General features: G+C 70.3%; 23 protein-coding genes. 17 read left to right on the plus strand and 6 right to left on the minus strand.

Translation table 11 applies throughout. From position 1 onward, the window contains the following. Positions 1-74: 74 nt before the first annotated feature. The 3 genes from nirB to AB0N73_RS01800 are packed head-to-tail and all read left to right on the plus strand — an operon-like array spanning position 75 to position 4,886. Positions 75-2,639, plus strand: a complete 2,565-nt coding sequence (gene nirB / locus AB0N73_RS01790) for a nitrite reductase large subunit NirB (RefSeq protein ID WP_363559731.1) — start codon at positions 75-77, stop codon at positions 2,637-2,639. Further along, complete coding sequence (cobA, locus tag AB0N73_RS01795) at positions 2,636-3,721, plus strand: uroporphyrinogen-III C-methyltransferase (RefSeq protein WP_363559733.1); 1,086 nt, start codon at positions 2,636-2,638, stop codon at positions 3,719-3,721. The genes nirB and cobA overlap by 4 nt, the downstream gene beginning before the upstream one ends. A 19-nt stretch (positions 3,722-3,740) precedes the next feature. Then, positions 3,741-4,886, plus strand: a complete 1,146-nt coding sequence (locus AB0N73_RS01800; RefSeq protein ID WP_363559735.1) for a uroporphyrinogen-III synthase — start codon at positions 3,741-3,743, stop codon at positions 4,884-4,886. An 18-nt stretch (positions 4,887-4,904) separates the two neighbouring features. Here AB0N73_RS01800 and AB0N73_RS01805 read toward each other — a convergent pair whose 3' ends face one another. Then, positions 4,905-5,138, minus strand: a complete 234-nt coding sequence (locus AB0N73_RS01805; RefSeq protein WP_363559737.1) for a hypothetical protein — start codon at positions 5,136-5,138, stop codon at positions 4,905-4,907. A 38-nt stretch (positions 5,139-5,176) separates the two neighbouring features. Here AB0N73_RS01805 and AB0N73_RS01810 point away from each other — a divergent pair, with 38 nt between their 5' ends. From AB0N73_RS01810 to AB0N73_RS01875, 14 genes are all read left to right on the plus strand, one after another. Beyond that, positions 5,177-5,623 (plus strand): MarR family transcriptional regulator, encoded by a 447-nt coding sequence (locus AB0N73_RS01810; RefSeq protein ID WP_363559739.1) that lies wholly within the window; start codon positions 5,177-5,179, stop codon positions 5,621-5,623. Positions 5,624-5,818: 195 nt separating this feature from the next. Beyond that, on the plus strand, positions 5,819-6,340 hold the full coding sequence (locus AB0N73_RS01815; RefSeq protein WP_363559741.1) for a hypothetical protein: 522 nt from the start codon (positions 5,819-5,821) through the stop codon (positions 6,338-6,340). Between the two features lie 60 nt (positions 6,341-6,400). After that, a complete protein-coding gene (locus tag AB0N73_RS01820) occupies positions 6,401-7,006 on the plus strand; it encodes a signal peptidase I (protein WP_363559743.1) in 606 nt (201 codons plus the stop codon). Positions 7,007-7,014: 8 nt separating this feature from the next. Next, the gene (locus tag AB0N73_RS01825; RefSeq protein WP_363559745.1) at positions 7,015-7,872 is read left to right on the plus strand and encodes a hypothetical protein; all 858 of its coding nucleotides are present in this window, start codon (positions 7,015-7,017) and stop codon (positions 7,870-7,872) included. Between the two features lie 93 nt (positions 7,873-7,965). Further along, entirely contained in the window at positions 7,966-10,863 is a 2,898-nt protein-coding gene (gene uvrA, locus AB0N73_RS01830; RefSeq protein WP_363559747.1) for an excinuclease ABC subunit UvrA, read from the plus strand. Positions 10,864-10,865: 2 nt separating this feature from the next. Then, positions 10,866-12,782, plus strand: a complete 1,917-nt coding sequence (gene uvrC / locus AB0N73_RS01835; RefSeq protein ID WP_363559749.1) for an excinuclease ABC subunit UvrC — start codon at positions 10,866-10,868, stop codon at positions 12,780-12,782. 27 nt (positions 12,783-12,809) lie between these two features. Further along, positions 12,810-13,691 carry an RNase adapter RapZ gene (gene rapZ / locus AB0N73_RS01840; RefSeq protein ID WP_363559751.1) on the plus strand — a complete coding sequence of 294 codons (882 nt, stop codon included), beginning with the start codon at positions 12,810-12,812 and terminating at the stop codon, positions 13,689-13,691. A gap of 38 nt (positions 13,692-13,729) precedes the next feature. Beyond that, positions 13,730-14,707 (plus strand): DNA-binding protein WhiA, encoded by a 978-nt coding sequence (whiA, locus tag AB0N73_RS01845; RefSeq protein ID WP_363559753.1) that lies wholly within the window; start codon positions 13,730-13,732, stop codon positions 14,705-14,707. A 130-nt stretch (positions 14,708-14,837) separates the two neighbouring features. Continuing rightward, a complete protein-coding gene (locus AB0N73_RS01850) occupies positions 14,838-15,464 on the plus strand; it encodes a superoxide dismutase (protein WP_363559755.1) in 627 nt (208 codons plus the stop codon). A 146-nt stretch (positions 15,465-15,610) separates the two neighbouring features. Continuing rightward, positions 15,611-16,621 (plus strand): type I glyceraldehyde-3-phosphate dehydrogenase, encoded by a 1,011-nt coding sequence (gene gap / locus AB0N73_RS01855; RefSeq protein ID WP_363559757.1) that lies wholly within the window; start codon positions 15,611-15,613, stop codon positions 16,619-16,621. A gap of 10 nt (positions 16,622-16,631) precedes the next feature. Further along, on the plus strand, positions 16,632-17,849 hold the full coding sequence (locus tag AB0N73_RS01860) for a phosphoglycerate kinase (protein WP_363559759.1): 1,218 nt from the start codon (positions 16,632-16,634) through the stop codon (positions 17,847-17,849). Next, positions 17,837-18,628, plus strand: a complete 792-nt coding sequence (gene tpiA / locus AB0N73_RS01865) for a triose-phosphate isomerase (protein WP_363559761.1) — start codon at positions 17,837-17,839, stop codon at positions 18,626-18,628. The genes AB0N73_RS01860 and tpiA overlap by 13 nt, the downstream gene beginning before the upstream one ends. Before the next feature lie 109 nt (positions 18,629-18,737). Next, positions 18,738-18,989, plus strand: a complete 252-nt coding sequence (gene secG / locus AB0N73_RS01870) for a preprotein translocase subunit SecG (RefSeq protein ID WP_363559763.1) — start codon at positions 18,738-18,740, stop codon at positions 18,987-18,989. Positions 18,990-18,991: 2 nt separating this feature from the next. Next, positions 18,992-19,348 carry an RNA polymerase-binding protein RbpA gene (locus tag AB0N73_RS01875; protein WP_363559765.1) on the plus strand — a complete coding sequence of 119 codons (357 nt, stop codon included), beginning with the start codon at positions 18,992-18,994 and terminating at the stop codon, positions 19,346-19,348. 75 nt (positions 19,349-19,423) lie between these two features. Here AB0N73_RS01875 and pgl read toward each other — a convergent pair whose 3' ends face one another. Genes pgl through tal form a run of 5 tightly spaced genes read right to left on the minus strand, consistent with a single transcriptional unit; the run spans position 19,424 to position 25,431 of the window. Beyond that, complete coding sequence (gene pgl / locus AB0N73_RS01880) at positions 19,424-20,203, minus strand: 6-phosphogluconolactonase (protein WP_363559767.1); 780 nt, start codon at positions 20,201-20,203, stop codon at positions 19,424-19,426. Then, complete coding sequence (locus AB0N73_RS01885) at positions 20,196-21,143, minus strand: glucose-6-phosphate dehydrogenase assembly protein OpcA (RefSeq protein ID WP_363559769.1); 948 nt, start codon at positions 21,141-21,143, stop codon at positions 20,196-20,198. Before AB0N73_RS01885 ends, pgl begins: the two co-directional genes overlap by 8 nt. Beyond that, a complete protein-coding gene (zwf, locus tag AB0N73_RS01890) occupies positions 21,140-22,690 on the minus strand; it encodes a glucose-6-phosphate dehydrogenase (protein ID WP_363559771.1) in 1,551 nt (516 codons plus the stop codon). Before zwf ends, AB0N73_RS01885 begins: the two co-directional genes overlap by 4 nt. Before the next feature lie 15 nt (positions 22,691-22,705). Continuing rightward, a complete protein-coding gene (locus AB0N73_RS01895) occupies positions 22,706-24,328 on the minus strand; it encodes a glucose-6-phosphate isomerase (protein ID WP_363559773.1) in 1,623 nt (540 codons plus the stop codon). Next, complete coding sequence (tal, locus tag AB0N73_RS01900) at positions 24,325-25,431, minus strand: transaldolase (RefSeq protein ID WP_363559775.1); 1,107 nt, start codon at positions 25,429-25,431, stop codon at positions 24,325-24,327. The genes AB0N73_RS01895 and tal overlap by 4 nt, the downstream gene beginning before the upstream one ends. Positions 25,432-25,450 lie beyond the last annotated feature (19 nt).

Genomic DNA, 25,450 nt, shown 5'->3' on the forward strand with positions numbered 1-25,450 from the left:
GCGGGGGCAATGCCGGCGGAACCGCCCCTGCGTAGCGTGTCGGTCATCGCCGTCCCGACCCTGAGGAGCACGCCATGGCCGACATCCGTCGCATCATCGTCGTGGGCGGCGGGCCCGCCGCGCACCGGCTCGTGGCCACACTGCTGCGAGCAGAGGACGCATCCCTGCGCATCACCGTCTTCGCGGAGGAGGCGCATGTCCCTTACGACCGCGTGGCGCTCAGCCGGCGCATCGACGACGGCGAGACGGACCTCACGCTGGACGCGGCGGTCTGGTCGCATCCGCAGGTCACCCTCCGGATCGGCGAGGCGGTCGAGGCCATCGACCCCTCCTCCCGCACGGTCACGACCGCGCAGGGGGTGACCGGGTACGACGAGCTCGTGCTCGCCACCGGATCGTCCGCGACGGTTCCTCCCATCGAGCACGCGGATGCCGCGCACGTGTTCCGCACGCTCGACGATGTCGCCGCTCTCGTCGCCGAGATCGATGCCGTGGCGGCACGCGAGCGACGCCCCGCGAACGTCGTGGTCGTGGGAGGCGGACTCCTCGGTCTCGAGGCCGCCGGGGGCGCAGCGCGGCGCGGAGCCCGCGCCGCGATCGTGCACTCCGGACGCTGGCTCATGTCGGCGCAACTCGATGAGGGGGCAGGGCAGGCCCTGGGCCGCATCATCCGGGCATCCGACATCGCGCTCCACCTCGGTCAGCGCCCCACGCGCGTCCTCCGCGGGCCCTCCGGGCGGGTGCTCGGTGTGGAGCTCGCGGACGGGACCGCGGTGGGCGCCGACATCGTCGTCTTCTCGATCGGCATCACCGCGCGAGACGAACTTGCCCGCACGGCGGGCGTCGCCCTGGGGGAGCGCGGCGGGGTGCGGATCGACGACACGTGCGCCTCGGACACGCCCGGCATCTGGGCGATCGGCGAGGTCGCGGCCTTCGGCGATGCGGGGACCGTCGGTCTGGTCGCACCCGCCAACGCGATGGCGGATGTCGTCGCCGACCGCCTCACGGGGGGTGACGCCCGCTTCGGGGGCATCGACGACGCCACCAAGCTCAAGCTCGCCGGGGTGGATGTGGCGAGCTTCGGCGACGCCCACGCCCGCGCGGACGGTGCGCTCGCTGTCGTCTACGCGGATCCGGCGCGCGGTCTGTACCAGAAGCTCGTGGTCGCGAACGACGGCAAGACGCTCCTGGGAGGCATGTTCGTCGGCGACGCGGCACCGTACGCCTCGCTGCGTCCGCTGCTCGGCCGGGAGCTCGGCGCCGAGCCGAGCGCGTTCCTCTCGAGCGTGCAGTCGGGCGAGGCCGTCGGCGCCGAGCTGCCCGACGACGCCCAGCTGTGCTCGTGCAACAACGTCTCGGTGGGCGAGGTGCGGCATGCGGTGCAGGACGGGTGCACCGATCTGGGCGAGCTGAAGTCGTGCACCCGCGCCGGAACGCAGTGCGGCTCGTGCGTGCCGCTCGTGAAGAAGCTGCTCGAGACCGAGCTCGAGGCCGCGGGCGTCGAGGTGTCGCGCGCGCTGTGCGAGCACTTCGAGCTGAGCCGATCCGAGCTCTTCGAATCCGTGCGCGTGCTGGGGCTCACGAGCGCCGACGCGATCTACGCCCGGTTCGGCAGCGGTCTCGGGTGCGACATCTGCAAGCCGGTCGTCGCCTCGGTGCTGGCGACGCAGACGAACGCCTACATCCTCGACGCGGGTCAGGGCCCGCTGCAGGACACCAACGACCGCGCCCTCGCGAACATGCAGCGCGACGGAACCTACTCCGTCGTCCCCCGCATCCCGGGTGGCGAGATCACCCCCCAGAAGCTCAAGGTCATCGCCGAGGTGGCGGAGCAGTTCGGGCTCTACACGAAGATCACCGGTGGCCAGCGCATCGACCTGTTCGGCGCGCGCCTCGAGCAGCTGCCCGACATCTGGCGGATCCTGGTCGACGCGGGCCTCGAGTCCGGTCAGGCCTACGGCAAGTCGCTGCGGACGGTCAAGTCGTGCGTCGGCTCGACCTGGTGCCGATACGGGGTGCAGGACTCGGTCGGCATGGCGATCTTCCTCGAGGAGCGGTACCGGGGCCTGCGGTCGCCGCACAAGTTCAAGCTGGGCGTGTCGGGCTGCGCGCGCGAGTGCGCCGAAGCCCGCGGCAAGGACATCGGGGTGATCGCGACCGAGTCGGGATGGAACCTGTACGTGGGAGGCAACGGCGGTTACCAGCCGGCACACGCGCAGCTGCTCGCCGGGGACCTCGACGATGAGGCGCTGGTGCGGTACATCGACCGCTACATCATGTATTACGTCCGTACGGCGGAGCGGTTGCAGCGCACCGCACGATGGCAGGAGGATCTGCCGGGTGGCCTCGCGCACGTGCGGGAGGTCGTCTGCGAGGACTCGTTGGGTCTTGCGGCGGAGCTGGAGGAAGCGATGGCACGACACGTGGGCACCTACCGGGACGAGTGGGCCGCCACGTTGGCCGACCCGGAGCGCCTGCGCCGCTTCCGTTCGTTCGTCAACGCACCCACGACGCCGGATCCAGGCATCCGCAAGGTCGAGGAGCGCGGGCAGGAGCGCCCCGCCTTCGCCCACGAGCGCGTGCTGCTGACCGGGCCGCGTATCCCGCTGCGCGACGAGGTCTCGGCGGGTGCACGATGATCCGGGCGACGGTGGATCTCGATGGCCGCGTCGTCCTGGTGATCGGTCGGCTCGATCGCAGCCGTCGCGCGCTGGCGCGGTACCGCGCGGCCGGCGCGCAGGTGGTGTGCCTCGAGGCCCCCGCCGCCGAGGCGTTCCTCGCGGACGGGGAGGACGGGCGCGGTTCGTCTCCCGACGCGCTCGCGTGGGTCGAGGGGGATGAGGCCATCCGCGCGCGTCTCGCGACGATCGCCCGGGCACGGCGCATCATGCTGTTGCGCGACGAGCCGATCCTGCCGACGCCCCGCGGGCACGTGACACTCGTCGGCGGCGGTCCCGGCGATGCCGAGCTCATGACGCTGGCGGGCCTGCGCGCTCTCGCTGACGCGGATGTGGTGCTGCACGACCGGCTCGGACCGTCGCACGTCATCGGCGCGTACGCGCCGGGAGCCGAGATCGTGGATGTGGGCAAGACCCCCGGGCATCACGCTGTGCCGCAGGCCGAGATCGAACGTCTCATGCTGGCGGCCGCGAGCCGCGGCCAGCGCGTCGTGCGCCTGAAGGGCGGCGACCCCTTCGTCTTCGGGCGTGGGGGAGAGGAGGTCGTCGCGTGCCGTGCCGCCGGCGTGCCCGTCACGGTGGTGTCGGGCGTGACGAGCGCGATCGCGGTGCCGGCCGCCGCCGGCATCCCCGTGACGCAGCGCGATGTCGCACGGGCGTTCACCGTGATATCCGGGCACACGCCGCTCGGCGAGGACGAGCTCGCGCACCTCGTCGGACTGGGCGGCACGATCGTCGTGCTCATGGGCGTCGCGACGCTGCCGCACCTCTCGGCCGGGCTCCGTCGCCACGGCATGCGTGCCGACATGCCGCTGGCGGTTCTGGAGAAGGGTTTCAGCGCCGAGCAGCGGGCGCACGCCACGACCCTCGAGGGCGTCGTCGCGCTGCTCGCGAACGAGCGTCCCTCCTCGCCCGCGATCATCGTGATCGGGGATGTCGTGGGCTCGATCGGGCCGGTCGATGCCGACGAGGCGCTCGGCGCGGCGCACAATGGTTCTGCGCCGGATCACCTCCTGCGCCTCGTCGCCGACGTGTCACCCTGACGACGGACCGGAGGTCTCCGTGGACGACAGCTCACGAGCGGACGCCGCATCCGCGTTGGGATTCCGGCCGGACCAGCTGCGCGGCTTCCGCATCGGCGTCACGTCCGATCGCCGCTCCGAAGACCTGATCGCGGCGTTCGAACGCCGCGGCGCCGAGGTGGTGCACGCGCCCACGATCCGGATGACCGGCGCGGCCGATGACGCCGCGGTCGTGGCCGAGACGGCGGCGATCATCGCGGCCCGGCCCGACTATCTGCTCGCGACGACGTCGTACGGCATGCGCCGGTGGGTGGAGTCCGCGGATGCCGCGGGGGTCGGTGAAGACCTGATCTCCGTGCTCGCCGCAGCGCGGATCCTCGTCCGCGGTCCCAAGGCCCGCGGCGCGGTGCGGGCGATCGGGCTCGACGACGCCGGGATGAGCGAGCGCGAGACCACGACGTCCCTCGTCGATCTGGTGCTGCGTCACGACGTGCGCGGTGCCACGATCGCGGTCCAGCTCCACGGCTTTACCGACCCCGCGCAGTTGGAGCGGCTGACCGCCGCCGGCGCCCGGGTCTGCGCGGTGGCGCCCTACCGGTGGACGGCGCACGAGGACGCCGACCGCGTCGGCCGGCTCATCGACCTCATCTGCTCCGGCGGCGTCGACGCCGTCACGTTCACGAGCGCGCCGGCCGTGGACGCGCTGTTCTCCGTCGCCGACGCGCTGCAGCGGCTCGACGACCTGCAGGCGGCGTTCCGCGACGAGGTCACGGCGGCCGCGGTCGGGCCGGTGACGGCGGCGCCGCTGGTCGAGGCCGGCATCCTCCCGATCGTTCCGGACCGATTCCGGATGGGGGCTCTCATCCGCCTCGTGTGCGAGCACCTCGAGACCGCCGGGGTGCGATCGCTCGACACGGTGGCGGGGCCGGTGGAGCTCCGTGGCCGGCTCGCGACGGTCGCCGGGCAGAGCGTGGCACTGCATCCTGTGGGTCGGGCGTTGTTCCGTGCGCTGATGCGCGCCGAGGGGGGAACGGTGTCGCGGCAGGAGCTCGCCGAGGTCACCCCCGACGGCCTGGACGACCACGCGGTGGATGTGGCGATCAGCCGGCTCCGCCAGTCGCTGCCGGATGCGCGGGTCGTGGCGACCGTGATCAAGCGCGGCTACCGGATCGCCGTCCCGCTCTGAGCGGCGGGGACGACCGGATTAGGGGCAGTGCATGAGGGGCTTGGGGCCCGAACGGTCGAAGGTGTGCGCCGACATCGCGAGTCCGCACAGGGGGCAGGGGCGCTCGGTGCGCACCGGCTCCGGCGTGCTCTCGTAGGGCCCGACCGACGCGGGGCCGGCGGCGCGGATGAGCGTGGCGTTCACCCAGGCGTACCACCCGCCGGCCGCGCGCACGCGCTGGCGCAGGGGCGGTCGGGGTTCCTTGTGTGCCATAACCATTAGTGTACTAACTATTCCCGTAGCATGGTCGCATGTCCGACGATCTGCTCCGCCTGGAGAACCAGGTCTGCTTCGCCCTCGTCACCGCGGCGCGCAACGTGGTGGGGATCTATCGCCCGGTGCTCGAGCCGCTCGGCCTCACTCATCCGCAGTACCTCGTGATGCTGGCGCTCTGGGAGCGATCGCCGCGCGCGCTCGGAGAGCTCGCGGCGGAGCTCGCGATGGAGCCCGCCACGCTGTCACCGCTCGTGAAGCGCCTCGAGGCGCAGGGGCGGGTGACGCGAACGCGTCGCGAGAGCGACGAACGCGTGCTCGAGATCGGCCTCACGGAGGAGGGGCGGGCCCTGCGCACGCGGGCACTCGAGGTGCCCGCGAAGGTCATGGCGCGCGTCGGCGTCGATGCCGGCGGGCTGCAGGTGCTCCGCGACGCGCTCGCCCCCTTCTCGGGGTCGGCGGGTGCCGAGCGCATGTCCGAATGAGTGGTTAAAGACCCGTTTGTGTGTGTTTCACAACCTCGCAGGGGCCTGCGCCACCGGATATGTTGATCTTGACAACATTCCGGGGAGTGGTCAGACCACTACCTACCATGGGTGATGCATCGAGAACCGATGGGCACGGATTAGCCTCCGTCGCCACCACGGGCCCACAAGGCCCCTCACTCAGGAGTCAGAACAATGTCGAACACCGACGTGAAAGATCGTCGCAGCATCATCATCCGCTCGTCCATCGGCGCGCTTGCCGTGCTCGGGCTCGCCGGCGCCATCACCACGGCGGCGTGGACCGACCAGGCGTTCTTCAGTGCGCCGGCCACCGCCGCGAGCTTCGACCTCCAGGCCGGCCTGTCCGAGACGGGTCCCTTCACCGAGAACGCGACCGCCGGCGACGCGCTCACGATCCCGCTGGCCACGTCGCAGTTCGGCGACCTCGTCCCCGGTGACGCGCCGTTGTCGGTCGACGTGTACGTGAAGAACGCGTCGTCGGTTCCGGCACAGCTCACGGTGGACGCCACGACGTCCGGCACGCTGTTCACGGCCGCCGACTCGACCGTGACCCTCGTCGCCACCCCTGCGACGACGACGGTCGCCCCCGGCGCCGTCGCGCCGGTGACGATCACGCTGACGCCGGGCGCGATGCCCGACTCCCTCCAAAGCGCCACGGGAACCGTTCTGGTCACCGTGACGGGCGCCACCGCGTGACGATCCGGGGTGGGGGACACCTGCCCGGTGCCCCTCGCCCCCCAGGAAGGGAAGCGTCTCATGTCTGCGTCGACGCATCGTCGGCCATTCCGTGTCCTCGGCTCGATCATCCTCTGGATCCTCGCCCCGTTCGGACTCCTGTCGGCCTTGGTGTGGGTGGGGAACACCGCCGGGCTCGTGCAACCGCTGGTCGTCGTCTCCGGGTCGATGGCTCCGGGGATCGCGGTCGGCGATCTCCTGATCGCCTTCCCCTCGGAGGCCGGTGATCTCGCGGTCGGCGATGTCGCGACTCTTCCGAGCCCGGCGACCGGTGTTCTGGTCACCCATCGGGTGGTGGCCGTGTCCCGCACGGGCGACACCGTCTCGGTGCGGATGAAGGGCGATGCGAACAACGTCGAGGACGCCGAGGACTACGTCCTGGCGGCCGAGGGGCGGTTCTGGGATCCGGTGCTCCACCTGCACGGTGCGGGGTATGCGGTGATGGTGCTCATGAGGCCGGCGGTCGCGGTCCCGCTCGTCGTCGGTCTGCTCGCACTCGTGGCGCTCTCGCAGATGTCCTGGCCGCGGCGTTCCGGTGCCCTGCCCGGCGCGGGGCCCGAGCCGGAGCTCGAGGAGTCCGCCGACACGGATGGCATCCGCGGGCACGCCCGCACGGACGCACGCTAGGAGCGGACATGCGAACCCGCAGCGGCGGCCGTGTCGCCGCCCTCCTGACCGCCTGCGCCGTGCTGCTCGGATGCTCCGTCAGCCAGACGACCGCCGCGGCGTGGACCGACGACATCCTCGCCACCGCCGCGGCGTCGGCCGGCCACTGGGTCGCACAGCGGCCGGTCTCGCCGTTCGCGCCGGGGGAGGCCACCACGATCGTCGGCACCCCGACGTGGACGTTCGACAGGAACAACACGACCGGCTTCTGCGCCGATATCCCGGTCTCCACGCTCTCCGCCGCGGCGACTCGCTGGTCGATCCTCGTCGCCCTCGACAGCGCTCCCTTCTGGGGTGCGGCCCCCTCCGGGATGTGGGTCGAGAGTGGTGCGGGCACGATCGCGGCCGTACCCGGCACCTCCGGTCGGGCCGTTCTGCGCGGGAGCGGGGGAGCCGCCGTCGTGTCGGCGGGCACGCCGATCATCGTGCGCCTCTGCGCCGGAAGTGCGATGCCGGCGCCGGTGGGGGATCCGTCCTGGTACACCGTCGACACCGCGGCTGCCGGGCCGTGGACCCGCACCCAGGCCTGCGTGCTGACCACCGTGCGCAGCGTCGTCGACCCCGACGCCTACCCCTACGCGTTCGCGTGGACCGCGACGGTCGATCTGTCCGGAGCCGAGGACGCCGTCCGGGCGGCGGGCGGCACACCGACGCACGTCTCGTGGGATCCGGACGGCGGCGCCGGCAACAGATACACGCTCACGCCGCGCGCCGGCCGACGTGTCGTGGGCGATGTCGCTGCGGCGTACGACCTGACCAGCGGCGTCGCGGCGGAGCTGCGGGGAGCCGCGTCCTTCGTCGTGACGGCCTGCGTGAACGGGTTCTGAGGAGCGACGCGCCGCCCCGGAAGGGCCTAGCGCATCGCTGCGCCGGAAGCGAAGCACGACGCCCGTGTCGGTGGTGCTGCCTAGACTTGTCGGGTGCCCATTTCGCCCGTGTCGGAACTCTCCCATGCCTCCGGGACGCTCAGCGTCCGCGGTGCCCGTGTCCATAATCTCCAGAACGTCGACCTCGATATCCCGCGGGACTGCATGGTCGTCTTCACCGGGTTGTCGGGCTCGGGCAAGTCGAGCCTCGCGTTCGACACCATCTTCGCCGAGGGCCAGCGCCGCTACGTCGAATCGCTGAGCTCCTACGCCCGGCAGTTCCTCGGGCAGGTCGACCGCCCCGACGTCGATTTCATCGAAGGGCTCAGCCCGGCCGTCTCGATCGACCAGAAGTCCACCAACCGCAACCCGCGGTCCACCGTGGGCACGATCACCGAGATCCATGACTACATGCGTCTGCTGTGGGCGCGTGTGGGCGTGCCGCACTGCCCCGAGTGCGGCGAGCGCATCCAGCGTCAGACCGTCCAGCAGATCGCCGATCAGCTCATGACGCTCGAAGACCGCACGCGCTACCAGATCGTCGCGCCCGTGGTCACGCAGAAGAAGGGCGAGTTCGTCGACCTCTTCAAGGAGCTCAGCGCCAAGGGCTACGCCCGCGCCGTCGTCGACGGCGACATGGTGCAGCTGTCGGAGCCCCCGACGCTGAAGAAGAGCTACAAGCACGACATCGCGGTGGTGGTCGACCGCCTCGTCGCCAGTCCCGACATCCTGACGCGGGTCACCGACTCGGTCGAGACGGCGCTGGGACTCGCCGGCGGCGTCATGCAGGTGAACTTCGTCGATGAAGAGGGCGACGACGCGTGGCAGAACTTCAGCGAGAAGCTCTCGTGCCCGAACGGTCACCCGCTGCAGCTCACCGAGATCGAGCCGCGGACGTTCTCGTTCAACGCCCCGTTCGGCGCCTGCCCCGCCTGTTCCGGTCTGGGCACGCGCATGTCGGTCGACGTCGACCTGATGCTGGGCGACGAGGACCTCTCGATCCGCGACGGTGTGATCGTGCCGTGGACGACGCAGGGCAAGGGCCTGTTCCAGTACTACGAGCGGCTCCTGGAGGGGCTCTCGGACGACCTCGGGTTCTCTCTCACGACCCCGTGGCGCAAGCTCCCGCAGGACATCAAGGACGCGGTGCTCCACGGCGACAACTTCAAGGTGTCGGTCAAGTGGAAGAACCGGTACGGGCGGGAGATGCGGTACACCTCGGGCTTCGAGGGCGTCGTGCCCTACATCGAACGGCAGTACCAGCAGGCCGAGTCCGACAGCGCCCGCCAGCGGTGGGGGGAGTACCTGCGCGAAGTGCCGTGCCCCGTCTGCGACGGCGCGCGTCTGAAGCCCGAGGTCCTCGCGGTGCTCGTGCACGGGCGATCCATCGCGGATGCGTCGAGCATGAGCCTGGCGCAGGCGCAGGAGTTCTTCGCCGACCTCGAGCTGACCGACCGCGAGGCGAAGATCGCCGCGGCGGTGCTGCGCGAGATCCGGGTGCGGCTGGACTTCCTGCTGCAGGTCGGACTGACCTACCTCAGCCTGTCGCGCGCGGCGGGATCCCTGTCCGGCGGTGAAGCCCAGCGCATCCGCCTCGCCACCCAGATCGGCTCCGGTCTCACGGGTGTGCTCTACGTGCTCGACGAGCCCTCGATCGGGCTGCACCAGCGCGACAACCGACGCCTCATCGAGACGCTCGTCGCCCTGAAGAACCTCGGCAACACCCTGCTCGTGGTCGAGCACGACGAGGAGACGATCGCCGCTGCCGACTGGGTGGTCGACATCGGACCTCGCGCCGGCGTCGAGGGCGGCCGTGTCGTGCACTCGGGGACGTACGCGCAGCTGCTCGAGGAGCCCGAATCGCTCACGGCGGCGTACCTGTCGGGACGTCGGAGCATCGCGGTGCCGAAGAAGCGCCGCCCGATCGACAAGAAGCGCCAGATCACGGTCGTCGGCGCGCGGGCCAACAACCTGCAGAACGTCACCGCCACCTTCCCGCTGGGCGTTCTCACCGCGGTCACCGGGGTGAGCGGCTCCGGCAAGTCGTCGCTCGTGAACGGCATCCTCTACGAGGTCCTCGCGTCGCGCCTGAACGGCGCTCGTCGCGTGCCCGGCAAGCACACCCGCGTGACGGGCCTCGAGAACCTCGACAAGGTGGTGCACGTCGATCAGGCGCCGATCGGACGCACACCGCGCTCGAACCCCGCCACCTACACCGGTGTCTTCGACCGCATCCGCACGCTGTTCGCCGAGACGCCCGAGGCCAAGGTGCGCGGGTACCAGGCGGGCCGGTTCAGCTTCAACGTGAAGGGCGGCCGCTGCGAGGCGTGCTCGGGCGACGGCACCATCAAGATCGAGATGAACTTCCTGCCCGACGTCTACGTCGACTGCGAGGTGTGCCACGGTCAGCGGTACAACCGCGACACGCTCGCCGTGCACTACAAGGGCAAGAACATCGCCGAGGTCCTGCAGATGCCGATCGCCGAGGCCGCGGACTTCTTCGAGCCGATCCAGGCCATCCACCGCTACATGAAGACCCTCGTCGACGTCGGCCTCGGCTACGTGCGCCTGGGTCAGTCCGCGACGACCCTGTCGGGCGGCGAGGCGCAGCGCGTGAAGCTGGCCACCGAGCTGCAGCGCCGCTCCAACGGCCGCAGCGTCTACGTCCTCGACGAGCCGACGACCGGTCTGCACTTCGAAGACGTCCGGCGCCTCCTCGAAGTGCTGGGGAGCCTCGTCGACAAGGGCAACACCGTGATCGTCATCGAGCACAACCTCGACGTCATCAAGTCCGCGGACTGGGTCATCGACATGGGCCCCGAGGGCGGTTCCGGGGGCGGCACGATCGTCGCCACCGGCACGCCCGAGAAGGTCGCGCGCACCGAGGGCAGCCACACCGGCGTGTTCCTCGCGGAGGTGCTCGACGTCGCCGAGCAGCGCAAGGCGGGCTGAGCGTGGCGTCGGCGCTGCCGTACCGGCCCAAGCAGGGCGAGATCCCCACCACCCCCGGGGTCTACCGCTTCCTCGACGCGGACGGCCGCATCCTCTACGTCGGGAAGGCGAAGAACCTCCGGGCGCGACTGTCGAACTACTTCGCGCCGCTGCACACCCTCCACGAGCGCACCCGGCGCATGGTCACGACGGCGACGGCGGTCGAGTGGACCGTCGTCGGCAGCGACGTCGAGGCGTTGCAGCTCGAGTACATGTGGATCCAGGAGTACACGCCGACCTTCAACGTCCGCTACAAGGACGACAAGTCGTACCCGTACATGGCCATCACGCTGGCGGATGAGGCGCCCCGCGTGATCGTGACGCGCAACCGGCGGATCCGCGGCGCGAAGTACTTCGGGCCGTACCCGAAGATCTGGGCGGTGCACGACACGATCGACCTGATGATCAAGGTGTTCCCCATCCGCACGTGTTCCGACGCCTCCTACAAGAAGGCGATGGCCACCGGGCGTCCCTGCTTCCCGGGTCAGATCGGGCGGTGCGGGGGACCGTGCTCGATGAAGGTCACGATCGAGGAGCACCGGGCCATCGTCGCCGACTTCGTGGCGTTCATGTCGGGCAGCGACCAGCGCTTCGCCCGTGAGGTCACCGCGCGGATGAAGGAGTCCTCCGCCGCGATGGACTACGAGTCCGCGGCGGGCTACCGCGACAAGCTGCAGGCCATCGAGGCCGTGCTGGGGCGCAGCGCCCTCGTGCTGGCGGACGACACGGACGCCGACCTGTTCGGGATCGCCGAGGACGAGCTCGCCGCGACCGTGCAGCACTTCGTGGTGCGCGGCGGGCGCGTGCGGGGTGTGCGGGCGACGACGATCGAGAAGGAGATCGACATCACCGGCGCCGATCTCGTCGACCAGGTGCTGCAGCGCACCTACGGCGATGCGTCGGCCGCCGACATCCCGAAGCAGGTCCTCGTGCCGTCCCTCCCGGACGACGTCGCCGAGCTCGAGCAGTGGTTGCGCGACAAGCGGGGCCGCGGCGTCACGATCCAGATCGCGCAGCGCGGCCGCAAAGCCGAGCTGATGAAGACCGCCAGCCTCAATGCGCAGCAGGCCCTCATGCTCTACAAGACCCGCCGCACGAGCGACTACGTCGCCCGGACGCAGGCGCTCACGGATCTGCAGGAGGCGCTGGATCTCGCCGAGGCACCGCTGCGCATCGAGTGCTTCGACGTCTCGCACCTGTCGGGCACGAATGTCGTGGCGTCGATGGTCGTGTTCGAGGACGGCCTGCCGAGGAAGGACCAGTACCGCTCGTTCACGATCGCGGAGACGACCGACGACACGGACTCGATCCACCAGGTCCTCACCCGCCGCCTCGCCCACCTCGATCGTCCGGAAGAGCAGGACGTCGACGTGGCCGCCGCCGCGATCGATCCCGCCACCGCCGGCGCCGACGGGGAGGTCGCGACGGTGCGCAAGCGCCCGCGGTTCGCCTACCCGCCGCAGCTCCTCGTGGTCGACGGCGGGCAGCCGCAGGTCGCCGCCGCCGCCCGCGCGCTGGCGGATTCCGGTCACACCGAGATCGCGCTGTGCGGCATCGCCAAGCGGCTGGAGGAGGTCTGGCTGCCGGGGGAGGAGTACCCCGTCATCCTGCCGCGCACCTCGGAGGCGCTGTACCTGCTGCAGCGGCTGCGCGACGAGGCGCACCGCTTCGCGATCACCCACCAGCGCAAGCGCCGCAAGCGCGACATCTCGAGTGTGCTCACCGAGGTCCCGGGACTCGGCGAGGCGCGCATCAAGGCGCTGCTGCGCCACTTCGGATCGGTCACCGCGCTGCGCGAGGCCTCGGCGGAGCAGATCGCGGAGCTTCCCGGCATCGGGCCCAAGCTCGCGGCCGCCGTCCACGAGCACGTGACTCGGTAGGCTGGGTCGGGACGACAGGGGAGACGCATGAGCGATCCGACGACGACGACCACCGGCGAGGTGCTCATCGTCACCGGCATGTCCGGCGCGGGACGTTCCACCGTGGCCAACGCGCTCGAGGACCTCGACTGGTACGTGGTCGACAACCTGCCGCCGCAGATGCTGCGTCCCCTCCTCGAGCTCGCGGAGATGGCGGGCGGCGCCGCTCCGCGCGTCGCCGTCGTGGTCGACGTGCGCGGTCGAGAGCTCTTCGGACGCGTGCCCGAGATCGCCCAGGCGCTCCGCGACGGCCGGCACCTGCGGATCGTCTTCCTCGACGCGAGCGACGCCGTCCTGGTGCGTCGATTCGAGGCCGTCCGCCGGCCGCACCCGCTCCAGGCGAGCGGCACGATCGTCGACGGGATCCGCCGCGAACGCGAGCGGCTGGCACCGCTGCGCGAGAGCGCCGACCTCATCATCGACACCTCGTCGTACAACATCCACCAGCTGACCTCCCGCGTCGCCGAGCTCTTCTCCGAGGAGGGCAGCGCGCACCACACCGCGACCGTGATGAGCTTCGGCTTCAAGTACGGCCTGCCTCCCGACGCCGATCTCGTCGCCGACATGCGGTTCCTGCCGAACCCGTACTGGACCGAGGACCTGCGCGCCCTCACCGGCGAGGACGCCGCCGTGCAGGACTTCGTGCTGGAGCAGACCGGGGCCCGCGAGTTCCTCGATGCGTACTCGGCGGCCCTCCTGCCGGTGCTGGCGGGGTATCAGCGCGAGAACAAGCGCCACTCGATCATCGCCGTCGGGTGCACGGGCGGTAAGCATCGTTCGGTCGTCATGGCGCGGGAGATCGCGGCGCGATTGGCCGAGGTTCCCGGTGTGGCCGTGGGCGTCACACATCGCGACCTCGGGCGCGAGTAGGCTGGAACGTCGTTTCCGACCCCGACCCGAGGAGTGCCGTGCCCCTGACCGCCGATGTCAAGGCCGAATTGATCGCCGGCCGTGATCCGCGTCCGACAGCGCGTGTCGCCGAACTCACGGCGATCCTCCGCTTCGCCGGGGGTCTTCACGCCATCGCCGGTCGCGTGGCCGTGGAGGCGGAGCTCGACTCCGAGGCCCTCGCCCGTCGCGTCGCGCGCGAGGTCGTCGAGCTGTACGGCGTGCGGCCCGAACTCGCGCACGTCCAGGGCACGTCGGGTCGCACCGGTGGCACCTACGCCGTCCGCGTCATCGAGGGCGGCGAGACGCTCGCCCGTCAGACCGGTCTGCTCGACCAGCGCCGCCGTCCGGTGCGAGGGCTGCCCAACCGGCTCACCACGGGCTCACGTCCCGACCTCGCCGCGATCTGGCGCGGAGCATTCCTCGCCGCCGGCTCGCTGTCGGACCCGGGCCGCTCCGCGGCGCTCGAGATCGCCTGTCCCTCCGGCGAGGCGGCGATGGCGCTCGTGGGCGCGGCGCACCGCCTCGGTATCGCGGCGAAGGCGCGGGAGGTGCGCGGGTTGCCGCGCGTCGTCGTGCGCGAGGGCGACGCCATCCGCTCGGCCCTCGCCGAGATGGGAGCGCGCCGCGCCGCCGAGGAGTGGGAGCAGCTGCGCCAGCGCCGCGAGGTGCGCGCCGGGGTCAACCGCCTCGTCAACTTCGACGACGCCAACCTCCGCCGCTCCGCACAGGCCGCCGTCGCCGCCTGCGCCCGCGTCGAGCGCGCGCTCGAGATCCTGGGCGACACGGTGCCCGAGCACCTCAAGGCGGCGGGCGACCTCCGGCTCGCGCACCGCGATGCGAGCCTGGACGAGCTCGGCCACCACGCCGACCCGCCCATGACGAAGGATGCGGTCGCCGGCCGCATCCGGCGCCTGCTGGCGATGGCCGACAAGAAGGCCGAGATCGACGGCGTGCCCGGCACGGAGTCCGCGGTCCCCGCGGGCGCCGAGGGCTGATCCGCGCGCCGTACCGCGTCACGCGGGGGAATCAACCCCTGCGGCACGGAGTTGCCCCTCGATAGGATGACGGATGTCACCCGAGCCGCGCCGAGGCGTTCTGCGCGGCCTCCGACAGGAAGAAGAGAACATGGCGAAGTACACCTTGCCCGAACTCACCTACGACTACGCAGCGCTGGAGCCCTCCATCAGCGGCGCGATCATGGAGTTGCACCACAGCAAGCACCACCAGGCCTACGTGACGGGCGCGAACACCGCGCTCGAGCAGCTGGCGGAGGCGCGCGACAGCGACAACCTCGCGAACATCAACAAGCTCGAGAAGGACCTCGCGTTCAACCTCGGCGGCCACACGAACCACTCGATCTTCTGGACGAACCTCTCGCCCAACGGTGGCGACAAGCCCACCGGTGAGCTCGAGTCCGCGATCGACGACCACTTCGGTTCGTTCGACAAGTTCCAGAAGCACTTCACCGCCGCCGCGCTCGGCGTGCAGGGGTCCGGCTGGGCGGGTCTGTTCTGGGACTCCATCGGTGAGAACCTCATCATCCAGCAGTTCTTCGACCAGCAGTCGCAGTTCGCTGCCGGCTCGGTGCCGCTGCTGCTCCTGGACGTCTGGGAGCACGCGTACTACCTCGACTACAAGAACGTCCGCGCGGACTACGTGAAGGCGTTCTGGAACATCGCGAATTGGTCGAACGTACAGTCGCGCTTTGTCACGGCGCGGGAGAAGACGGCAGGCCTGCTGGTAGGGTCATGATCAGGTGAGGATGCCTCGGAGCCCTCGCCCCGCGGGGGCTCCGGCATCCTCCTCTCCGAGTCGGTGCGACTGCTGCACGACTCACCCCGGGGGTAATCCTCGGGAAGGAAATGGCGCTGCGGCGCGACGAGAAAACGGGAGACACCGTGTCTGTCAAGATCGGCATCAACGGCTTCGGCCGAATCGGACGCAACTACCTGCGCGCAGCACTTGCGCAGGGCGCTGACCTGGAAATCGTGGCGGTGAACGACCTCACCGACAACAAGACCCTGGCGCACCTGCTGAAGTACGACTCCGTGGGCGGGCCGCTCGCCGAGGAGGTCACGTACGACGAGGACTCGATCACGGTCGGTGGCCGCAAGATCAAGGTCCTCGCGGAGCGCGACCCGGCGAACCTGCCGTGGGGCGAGCTGGGTGTGGACGTCGTCATCGAGTCCACGGGCCGCTTCACCAAGGCGGAGGACGCCAAGAAGCACATCGCGGGCGGCGCCAAGAAGGTGCTCGTCTCCGCTCCCGCCACCGGCGACGACGTCACCATCGTCATGGGCGTCAACGAGGGCGACTACAACCCCGAGACCGACGTCATCATCTCGAACGCGTCGTGCACCACGAACTGCCTCGCGCCCCTCGCGAAGGTCTTCAACGACAACTTCGGCATCGAGCGCGGCTTCATGATGACGGCGCACGCGTACACCGCCGACCAGAACCTGCAGGACGGCCCGCACAGCGACCTGCGTCGCGCCCGCGCCGCCGCGATCAACATCGTTCCGGCCTCGACCGGTGCGGCCAAGGCGATCGGGCACGTGCTGCCCGAGCTCAACGGCAAGCTCAGCGGCTCGTCGTACCGCGTGCCGGTTCCCACCGGCTCGATCGTCGACCTCACGATCGTGACCCCGACCGAGGGCCTCACCGTCGAGCAGGTCAACGCGGCCTACAAGGCAGCGGCGGCCGACGGCCGTCTCGCCGGCTACCTCGAGTACACCGAGGACCCGATCGTCTCCAGCGACATCCAGGGCAACCCGCACTCGTCGATCTTCGACTCCGAGCTGACCAACGTCAGCGGGAACCTCGTCAAGGTCTCGGCCTGGTACGACAACGAGTGGGGCTACTCCAACCGTCTCGTCGACCTCACCGAGTACGTCGCCGAGCGTCTCTAAGCGTCTCACCATGGCACTGCGCACCCTCGATTCGCTCGGGTCGCTCGCAGGCCGCCGCGTCATCGTCCGTGCTGACCTGAACGTCCCTCTGCGGGACGGGGTCATCACGGACGATGGTCGTGTGCGGGCTACGTTGCCCACCCTCAACGCCCTGCTCAACCAGGGCGCTCGCGTCGTCGTCTGCTCCCACCTGGGACGACCCGACGGCGCTCCCAACCCCGCCTACAGCCTGGAGCCGGTCGCTCAGCGCCTCTCCGAGCTGCTCGGCAAGCCCGTCGCCTTCGCCCGCGACACCGTGGGCGAGTCCGCGCGCGAGGCCGCCGCATCCCTCGAGGACGGCGAGATCGCCGTGATCGAGAACCTGCGGTTCAACCCGGGCGAGACGGCCAAGGATGCCGGTGAGCGCGGCGTGTTCGCCGCGCAGCTCGCCGAGCTCGGCGACGCGCTCGTGTCGGACGGATTCGGCGTCGTGCACCGCAAGCAGGCGAGCGTCTACGAGCTCGCCGAACTGCTGCCGTCGGCGGCGGGACTCCTGATCGAGAAGGAGGTCGAGGTCCTCGACCGCCTGACCGAGACCCCGACGCGTCCGTACGCGGTCGTGCTGGGCGGGTCCAAGGTGAGCGACAAGCTCGGTGTCATCGAGCACCTGCTGCCCCGGGTCGACACGATCCTGGTCGGCGGCGGCATGATGTTCACCTTCCTCGCCGCGCTCGGCCACAAGGTGGGCGCGAGCCTGCTCGAAGCCGACCAGATCGACACCGTCAAGGGCTACCTGCGTGAGGCCGAGGAACGCGGCGTCACGCTCGTCGTCCCGGTCGACGCCGTCGTGGCCGCGTCCTTCTCCGCCGATGCGGAGCACGTCGTCGCACCGGCGGACGCCCTCGAGGACACCCCCTTCGGGGCGTCCGGACTGGGCCTGGACATCGGACCGAAGACGGCGGAGCTGTTCGCCGCCGCGATCGCCGACAGCAAGACGGTGTTCTGGAACGGGCCGATGGGCGTGTTCGAGATGGCGTCGTTCGCCGAGGGCACGCGTCGCGTCGCCAAGGCGCTCACCGAGGTCGACGGCCTGTCGGTCGTCGGCGGCGGCGACTCCGCGGCCGCCGTGCGTCAGCTCGGCTTCCGCGACGACCAGTTCGGTCACATCTCCACGGGTGGCGGAGCGAGCCTGGAGTTCCTCGAAGGCAAGAAGCTCCCTGGACTGGAGGTGCTCGGATGGGCGCAGTGACCCGGACCCCGCTGATCGCGGGCAACTGGAAGATGAACCTCGACCACCTGCAGGCGGTCGCGCTGGTGCAGAAGCTGCACTGGACGCTGAAGGACGCGAAGCACGAGTTCGACAGCGTCGAGGTCGCGGTCTTCCCGCCGTTCACCGATCTCCGTACGGTGCAGACCCTCATCGACGCCGACAAGATCCCGTTCGCCCTCGGCGCGCAGGACCTGTCGACGCACGACGCCGGCGCGTACACGGGGGAGATCTCCGGTGCGTTCCTGACCAAGCTCGACTGCGGGTACGTCATTATCGGCCACTCCGAGCGTCGCGAGTACCACGCGGAGACCGATGAGGTCGTCGCGGCCAAGGTGCAGGCGGCTCTCCGCCACCAGCTCGTTCCCGTCATCTGCGTGGGCGAGACGGCAGAGGACCTGGAGAAGCACGGCGCGAGCGCCGTTCCGGTCGCCCAGCTGACGGTGGCACTCGAGGGTGTCGCCGCCGACGCCGACATCGTCGTGGCGTACGAGCCGGTCTGGGCCATCGGCTCGGGTCAGGCCGCCACGCCCCAGCAGGCGCAGGATGTGTGTGCCACTCTCCGCGGTGTCGTCGCCGAGAAGCTCGGCGCGGACGCCGCCGCACGCACGCGCGTGCTGTACGGCGGATCGGTCAAGTCGAGCAACATCGCCACCTTCATGCGGGAACCGGATGTCGACGGCGCGCTCGTCGGCGGCGCGAGCCTCGTCGCAGACGAGTTCGCGGCGATCATCCGCTTCCAGAAGCACGTCGGGGTCTGACATCTCTCCGTGGGAGGCGGCGGACCCGCCTCCCACGGAGGGCGTCTCCGGCCCGATATAGTAGAACGTCGTGCGATCCGCGGGATCGCTGGGAAGGTCGTCAACTACAGTGCAGATCCTCGAGTTCGTGCTCCAGGTGCTTCTCGGCATCACGAGCCTGCTGCTGACCCTGCTCATCCTGCTGCACAAGGGCCGCGGTGGCGGCCTCTCCGACATGTTCGGCGGCGGCATGAGCTCCTCTCTCGGGTCCTCCGGGCTCGCCGAGCGCAACCTCAACCGCTTCACCGTCGTGCTCGCGCTCGTCTGGTTCGTCGCGATCGTCGGTATCGGGCTCGTCACCAAGTTCACCGGGCTGGTCTGACCATGGCCACCGGGGGGAATGCCATTCGCGGCACGCGCGTCGGCGCGGGGCCGATGGGCGAGCAGGATCACGGCTATCACGCCGACCGGCTCACCGTTTCGTACTGGGACGCGCTCGGCAACGAGACCGTCCGTCACTTCGCCGCGGGAATCCCCGAGGACGAGATCCCCGAGACGATCGATTCGCCTCATTCCGGGCTGCCCGCCGGGCGCGACAAGGCGAACCCGCCGGCGCTCGCCAAGAGCGAGCCCTACAAGACCCACCTCGCCTACGTGAAGGAACGTCGCACCGACGACGAGGCGGAACAGCTCCTCGACGAGGCCATGCAGAAGGTCCGTGAGCGTCGCGGCCAGAGCTGACCGCACGAGCGACGACGAAGGGGCGGATGCATCAGCATCCGCCCCTTCGTCATTCGCGTCGAATGACGCGAACCGTCAGTACTCGCTGTCGATGAGCTCCGGCGGCACCTTGCCCGCCGCGGCTTCGTCGACGAAGAACACCGTGCGCTTGCGGCCCTTGGCGCCGGCGGCCGGCACACTCTGGTAGCTGGCGCCGGCGAGAGCCAGACCCAGCGCGGACGCCTTGTCCTCACCGACCAGGACGAGCCAGACGCGCTTGGAGGAGTTGATGACCGGGCGGGTCATCGTGATGCGCTCCGAGGGGGGCTTGGGGGAGTCCCGCACCGAGAGGACCGCGCGATCGGTGACCTGGATCTCGGGCCGGTCCGGGAACAGCGACGCGATGTGCGCGTCGGGTCCGACACCCAGGAAGCAGACGTCGAACGACGGCCACTCACCGACCGCCGGATCGGCGAACGTCGCCAGCTCGCGCGCGTAGGCCTCGGCGGCCGCATCCAGGTCGATGCCGTCGTCGCTCGCGGCCATCGTGTGGACGTTCCCCCGCGGGATGTCGATCAGATCGAGCAGCGACGAGAACGCATCCGTGTCGTTGCGGTCGGCGGCGCCCCGGGGCACGAAGCGCTCGTCGCTCCACCAGAAGTGCACCGACGCCCATTCGATCTCGCGGCAGCGCGGGTGCGCCGCGACGGCCGAGAGCACACGCGCCGCCATGGAACCGCCCGTCAGGGAGATGTGCGCCTTCTTGCCTTCGACGATGCGCTTGGCGATCCGGCTCAGCAGCCGCGTGGCCACGGCATGCGCGACCCGGTCGGGGTCGGCGCGGACGACGACCTGTTTGTCGACGTACTCAGCCACGGGGTTCCGCTTGCGTCGACTCGGCGAGGGCGCATCCTTCGGTCACGACCCGACCGTACAGCACGTCGGGGTCAAGGCGACGCAGTTCCTCTGCCAGGCACTCGCGCAGCGAACGACGGGGGAAGGCGAGGTCGTGGCTCGGCTGACCCGGCTGGGTCAGGATGGCCGTGCTCGACTCGGGACGCTCGAGCACGATGTCGCCGCTCGCGCGCGTCAGACGCACCGACTTGATGCCGCTCTCCCACTCCTGCGGGTCGAGGTAGCGCCAGGTGACGTCGATCTTCAGCTGCAGAGTGAGCCATGCCGCGAGCAGCGGCGTCGAGGGGGAGTCCTCGGCGCCCAGCACCTCGGCCGCGGTCACCGTCTCGTACGGGGGCTGGTCGAGGACGGCGGCGAGCTGCTCGCGCCAGCGCGTGAGCCGCGTCCACGCCAGATCCGTGTCGCCGGGGGCGTAGTGGCCTCCGAGATTCAGGACCCACTCGTGCGGATCGGGCTGCGTGGCGGCGTCGGTGATGCGGCGCTGAGCGATGCGGCCGATCGCCGAGCGCGAGGGCACCTCGGGTGTGTCGGCGGGCCACCAGGCGACCACCGGAGCGTCGGGCAGCAGGAGCCCCGTGACGAGGCTCTCGGCATTGGAGCCGGCCGCGCCGTGGGCCCGCAGGAGCACGACCTCGCTGGCTCCGGCGTCGCCGCCCACGCGGATCTGCGCGTCGAGGCGGGGCTCGCCGTCGGGGTCGTCGAGCATCAGCACGATGACGCGCATCGGGTGCTCGCGCGAGGCATCGTTGGCGGCCTCGATGGCCTCCTCCTCGATGCCGTGACGGGTCGCGATGATGAGCGTCAGCACACGGCCGAGCGCAACCGCCCCGCCCTCCTCCCGCACGCTCACGAGCGAGCGGGAGATCTTGCTGACGGTGGTGTCGGGCAGATCGACGATCACGGGCGCCTCCAGGTGCGACCATCGCGGGCCAGCAGCTCGTCGGACGAGTGCGGCCCCCAGGAACCGGGGGAGTACTGCTCGAGCGGGCCGCCCTGAGCCTCCCAGAACTTCTCGATCGGGTCGAGGATCTTCCAGCTGAGCTCGACCTCTTCGTGCCGCGGGAACAGCGGCGGGTCGCCCAGCAGGACGTCGAGGATGAGGCGCTCGTAGGCTTCGGGGCTCGCCTCGGTGAAGGCGTGGCCGTAGCCGAAGTCCATCGTCACATCGCGCACCTGCATGTCGGCGCCGGGGACCTTCGAGCCGAATCGGATCGTGACGCCCTCATCCGGCTGCACGCGGATCACGAGAGCGTTCTGGCCGAGGCCCGAGGTCTGGCTGCGACCGAAGAGGTGCTCGGGTGCGCGCTTGAACACGACCGCGATCTCGGTCACCCGCCGGCCGAGGCGCTTTCCAGCCCGCAGGTAGAAGGGCACCCCCGCCCAGCGACGCGTGTTGATGTCGAGCTTGATCGCCGCGTACGTCTCGGTGCCCGAGTCGGGCGCCATGCCGTCCTCTTCGAGGAAGCCCAGCACCTTCTCGCCGCCCTGCCAGCCACCCGCGTACTGGCCGCGCGCGGTGGCGGTGCCGAGATCGTCCGGCAGCGTCACGGCAGCGAGCACCTTCTCCTTCTCGGCGCGCAGCTGAGCGGCGTCGAAGGTGATGGGCTCCTCCATCGCGGTGAGCGCGAGGAGCTGCAGCAGGTGGTTCTGGATGACGTCGCGCGCCGCGCCGATGCCGTCGTAGTAGCCGGCGCGACCGCCCACGCCGATGTCCTCGGCCATGGTGATCTGCACGTGGTCCACGTAGTTGTTGTTCCAGATCGGCTCGTAGAGCTCGTTCGCGAAGCGCAGCGCCAGAATGTTCTGGACGGTCTCCTTGCCGAGGTAGTGATCGATGCGGAAGATCGAGTCGGCCGGGAACGCCGAGCGCAGCGCATCGTTCAGCGCGCGGGCCGAGTCGAGGTCATGACCGAACGGCTTCTCGATGACGACGCGGCGCCACCGGTCGTCGCCCCCGGCACTGTCGTCGACGAGCCCCGACGCCTTCAGCTGCTGAGCGACGATCGGGAAGTCCTTCGGCGGGATCGACAGGTAGTACGCGTGGTTGCCCATCGTGCCGCGCTGCTCGTCGAGCTGCTCGACGGTCTCGCGCAGGCGCTGGAAGGCCTCCAGGTCGTCGAACTCGCCCTGGACGAAGCGGATGCCCTGCAGCAACTGCTCCCAGGTCTCGTCGCGGAACTCGGTGCGCGCATGCTCCTTGACGGCCTGGCGCACGACCTCGGCGAAGTCCTCGTCGGCCCAGTCGCGTCGGGCGAAGCCGACCAGACCGAAACCGGGCGGCAGCAGACCGCGGTTGGCGAGGTCGTACACGGCGGGCATGAGCTTCTTGCGTGACAGGTCGCCCGTCACACCGAAGATCACGAGGGCGCTCGGACCGGCGATGCGGTTCAGGCGCCGGTCATCCTGATCGCGGAGGGGGTTGTGCCCCCGCGAGATCTCGGCAGTCATCGAGGAATTCGTCTCCTATTGAGCGGCTTCGAACAACGCGAGCACGTCGGCTTGCGCGTCGATCAGGGTCAGCGTGACGACGGGGCGGCCGTGGCTGTCGGAGAGCACGGCGGCATCTCCTGCAGCCTGCGCCTCGATCAACTGACCGAAGGTGAAGGGTCGGCCGGGGATCTCGACGTCGGTGTCGGTGCGCTGCAGGATCTGCACGAAGACACCGGTCGCGGGGCCGCCCTTGTGGAACTGACCGGTCGAATGCAGGAACCGGGGTCCCCATCCGAAGGTCGTCGGGCGTCCGGAGTCCGCGGCGACGAGCTCGCGCAGTCCCGAGAGACGGTCGAACCGCGTGCGGTCGACGTAGGCCTGCAGCGACACGTATCCGTCCGCGCCCAGCCGCGTCCACAGGGCGTCGAGGACGCCCGCGACCGTGCCGGATGCGGCGAGCTCCGGGTCGGAGACCCGCACCTCGATGCCGTCCGCGGTGAAGACCGCTGGGACGGGCGCGGGGCGCTCATCCAGCAGACCCCGAGCGGCGACCTTGGCGGATTCGACGTCGGGCTGATCGAACGGGTTGATGCCGAGCATGCGTCCGGCGATCGCCGTCGCATACTCCCAGACCACGAGCTGTGCGCCGAGCGAGCCCGCGACGAGGATCTCGCCGCGGTGGTGCTCGAACAGGTGGTCGTGGCGCACGTCGTCGACCAGGCGCACGATCTGCAGGTCTTCGGGCGCCTGCTCGATCTCGGGCGAGACCGGCAGCAGCACGACGGGCAGGATGCCCGTGCCGTCCTTGCCGGTGGACTCCGCGATCAGCTGTTCGATCCAGTCGGGCAGTCCCACGATGTGGGTGCCGTCGGTGACCAGACCCAGCTTGTCGCGTCGCGGGGTTCCGCCGGCGATCGCGGCGGCGAGCGTCAGGGCCGGGTTGCGGGGGTCGTCGATGGCGACCTCGAGCAGCGTCGCCTCGGCCTCGTCGAGCAGCTCCGAGACGTCCACGCCCGCCAGCCCCGTCGGGACGAGGCCGAAGGCGGTGAGGGCCGAGTAGCGACCGCCGACGTTCGGGTCGGCGGTGAACACCCGGTAGCCGTCCTCGATCGCCGACTGCTCGAGCGGAGAGCCCGGATCGGTGACGACCACGATGCGGGACGCCGGGTCGATCCCCAGGTCGCGGTAGGCGGCTTCGAAGGCGCGCTTGGCCGAGTCCGTCTCGATGGTGGAGCCGGACTTCGACGAGACGACGAGCGCGGTCTGGGCGAGCGAGCCCGATTCGGCATCGCCCTCCAGCGCGGCGAGGACCTCGCCGGGCGCCGTCGAGTCCAGGATGACCAGCGGCACACCGGAGGTCTGCGCGATCACCTCGGGCCCGAGGGAGGATCCGCCCATGCCCGCCAGCACGATGCGCGTCACGCCGTCGGCGCGCAGCACATCGCGCAGGGTCTCGATCTCGCTCACCAGCGGGCGCGAGATCGTGACCGCATCCACCCAGCCGAGACGGCGCGACGCCTCGTCGGCGGCCGCCGGGCCCCACAGCTCGGCATCGCCGGCTGTGATGCCCGAGGCCACCAGCGATGCGACCAGACCGGGAAGGGTCTGGTCGACCACATCGCGGACGTGTCCGCTGAGGTGGATGTCGAAGCTCATCGGGCGTCCTTCAGAGCCGCTTCCACCGTGCCCTTGAGGTCGTGCCACGACACGATGAACTTCTCGACGCCCTCGTCCTCGAGCACCTGGGTCACGTCGTCGAAGTCGACGCCTACCGCGGCGAGCTGCGCGAACACCTCGTGCGCGGACGGGATGCCGGCCGTGATCGTGTCCGCGGTGATCTCACCGTGGTCGAAGGTCGCCTCGAGCGTCTTCTCGGGCATGGTGTTGACCGTGCCGGGGGCGACGAGCTCGGTGACGTAGAGCGTGTCGGGCAGCGCCGGGTCCTTGACGCCGGTCGACGCCCACAGCGGCCGCTGCAGGGTGGCGCCGGCCTCGAGCAGGGCATGCGCGCGCGGGGTGCCGAACGACGTCTCGAACAGCTCGTAGGCCAGGCGGGCGTTCGCCACGCCTGCCTTCGAGAGCAGTGCCGTGGCCTCATCCGTGCCGATGGCCTTGAGGCGCTTGTCGACCTCGGTGTCCACGCGGGACACGAAGAACGACGCGACCGACTGCAGGGTCGAGATGTCGATGCCCGCGGCCTTGGCCTTCTCGACGCCCGCGAGGTAGGCGTCGATCACGGCGGCGTAGCGCTCGAGGCTGAAGATCAGCGTGACGTTCACCGAGATGCCGGCACCGATGACCTCGGTGATGGCGGGGAGCCCGGCCTTGGTCGCGGGGATCTTGATCAGGGCGTTGGGGCGGTCGACGGTCGCCCACAGCTCCTTGGCCTGTGCCACGGTCGCGGCGGTGTCGTGGGCGAGGTCGGGGGAGACCTCGATCGACACGCGTCCGTCGACACCGTTCGTCGCGTCGAAGACGGGACGGAAGATGTCGCTGGCGTCGCGCACGTCGGTCGTCGTGATCGCGAAGATCGCGTCGTCGACCGATGCCCCGGCGGCGGCCTGGGCGGCCAGCGCCTCTTCGTAGCCGACGCCGGCCGAGATGGCGCCCTGGAAGATGGTCGGGTTGGTGGTGACGCCGGTGACGTTGCGCTCGGTGATCAGGCCGGCGAGGTTGCCGGAGGTGATGCGCTCGCGCGAGAGGTCGTCGAGCCAGATGCTGACGCCGGCGGCGGACAGCTGGGCAGTGGGGGTGCTCATGGTGATGGAACTCCTGGTG

Origin of the sequence: Microbacterium sp. NPDC089189 (assembly GCF_040685095.1) — a bacterium.
Taxonomy (GTDB): Bacteria; Actinomycetota; Actinomycetes; order Actinomycetales; family Microbacteriaceae; genus Microbacterium.

Coding starts and splice junctions, on each gene's coding strand:
- AB0N73_RS01850 (WP_363559755.1), top strand. CDS start 14,838: ATGGCGAAGTACACCTTGCCCGAACTCACCTACGACTACGCAGCGCTG.
- cobA (WP_363559733.1), top strand. CDS start 2,636: ATGATCCGGGCGACGGTGGATCTCGATGGCCGCGTCGTCCTGGTGATC.
- AB0N73_RS01860 (WP_363559759.1), top strand. CDS start 16,632: ATGGCACTGCGCACCCTCGATTCGCTCGGGTCGCTCGCAGGCCGCCGC.
- AB0N73_RS01820 (WP_363559743.1), top strand. CDS start 6,401: ATGTCTGCGTCGACGCATCGTCGGCCATTCCGTGTCCTCGGCTCGATC.
- tpiA (WP_363559761.1), top strand. CDS start 17,837: ATGGGCGCAGTGACCCGGACCCCGCTGATCGCGGGCAACTGGAAGATG.
- nirB (WP_363559731.1), top strand. CDS start 75: ATGGCCGACATCCGTCGCATCATCGTCGTGGGCGGCGGGCCCGCCGCG.
- AB0N73_RS01815 (WP_363559741.1), top strand. CDS start 5,819: ATGTCGAACACCGACGTGAAAGATCGTCGCAGCATCATCATCCGCTCG.
- rapZ (WP_363559751.1), top strand. CDS start 12,810: ATGAGCGATCCGACGACGACGACCACCGGCGAGGTGCTCATCGTCACC.
- AB0N73_RS01825 (WP_363559745.1), top strand. CDS start 7,015: ATGCGAACCCGCAGCGGCGGCCGTGTCGCCGCCCTCCTGACCGCCTGC.
- AB0N73_RS01805 (WP_363559737.1), bottom strand. CDS start 5,138: ATGGCACACAAGGAACCCCGACCGCCCCTGCGCCAGCGCGTGCGCGCG.
- AB0N73_RS01810 (WP_363559739.1), top strand. CDS start 5,177: ATGTCCGACGATCTGCTCCGCCTGGAGAACCAGGTCTGCTTCGCCCTC.
- AB0N73_RS01875 (WP_363559765.1), top strand. CDS start 18,992: ATGGCCACCGGGGGGAATGCCATTCGCGGCACGCGCGTCGGCGCGGGG.
- tal (WP_363559775.1), bottom strand. CDS start 25,431: ATGAGCACCCCCACTGCCCAGCTGTCCGCCGCCGGCGTCAGCATCTGG.
- AB0N73_RS01895 (WP_363559773.1), bottom strand. CDS start 24,328: ATGAGCTTCGACATCCACCTCAGCGGACACGTCCGCGATGTGGTCGAC.
- zwf (WP_363559771.1), bottom strand. CDS start 22,690: ATGACTGCCGAGATCTCGCGGGGGCACAACCCCCTCCGCGATCAGGAT.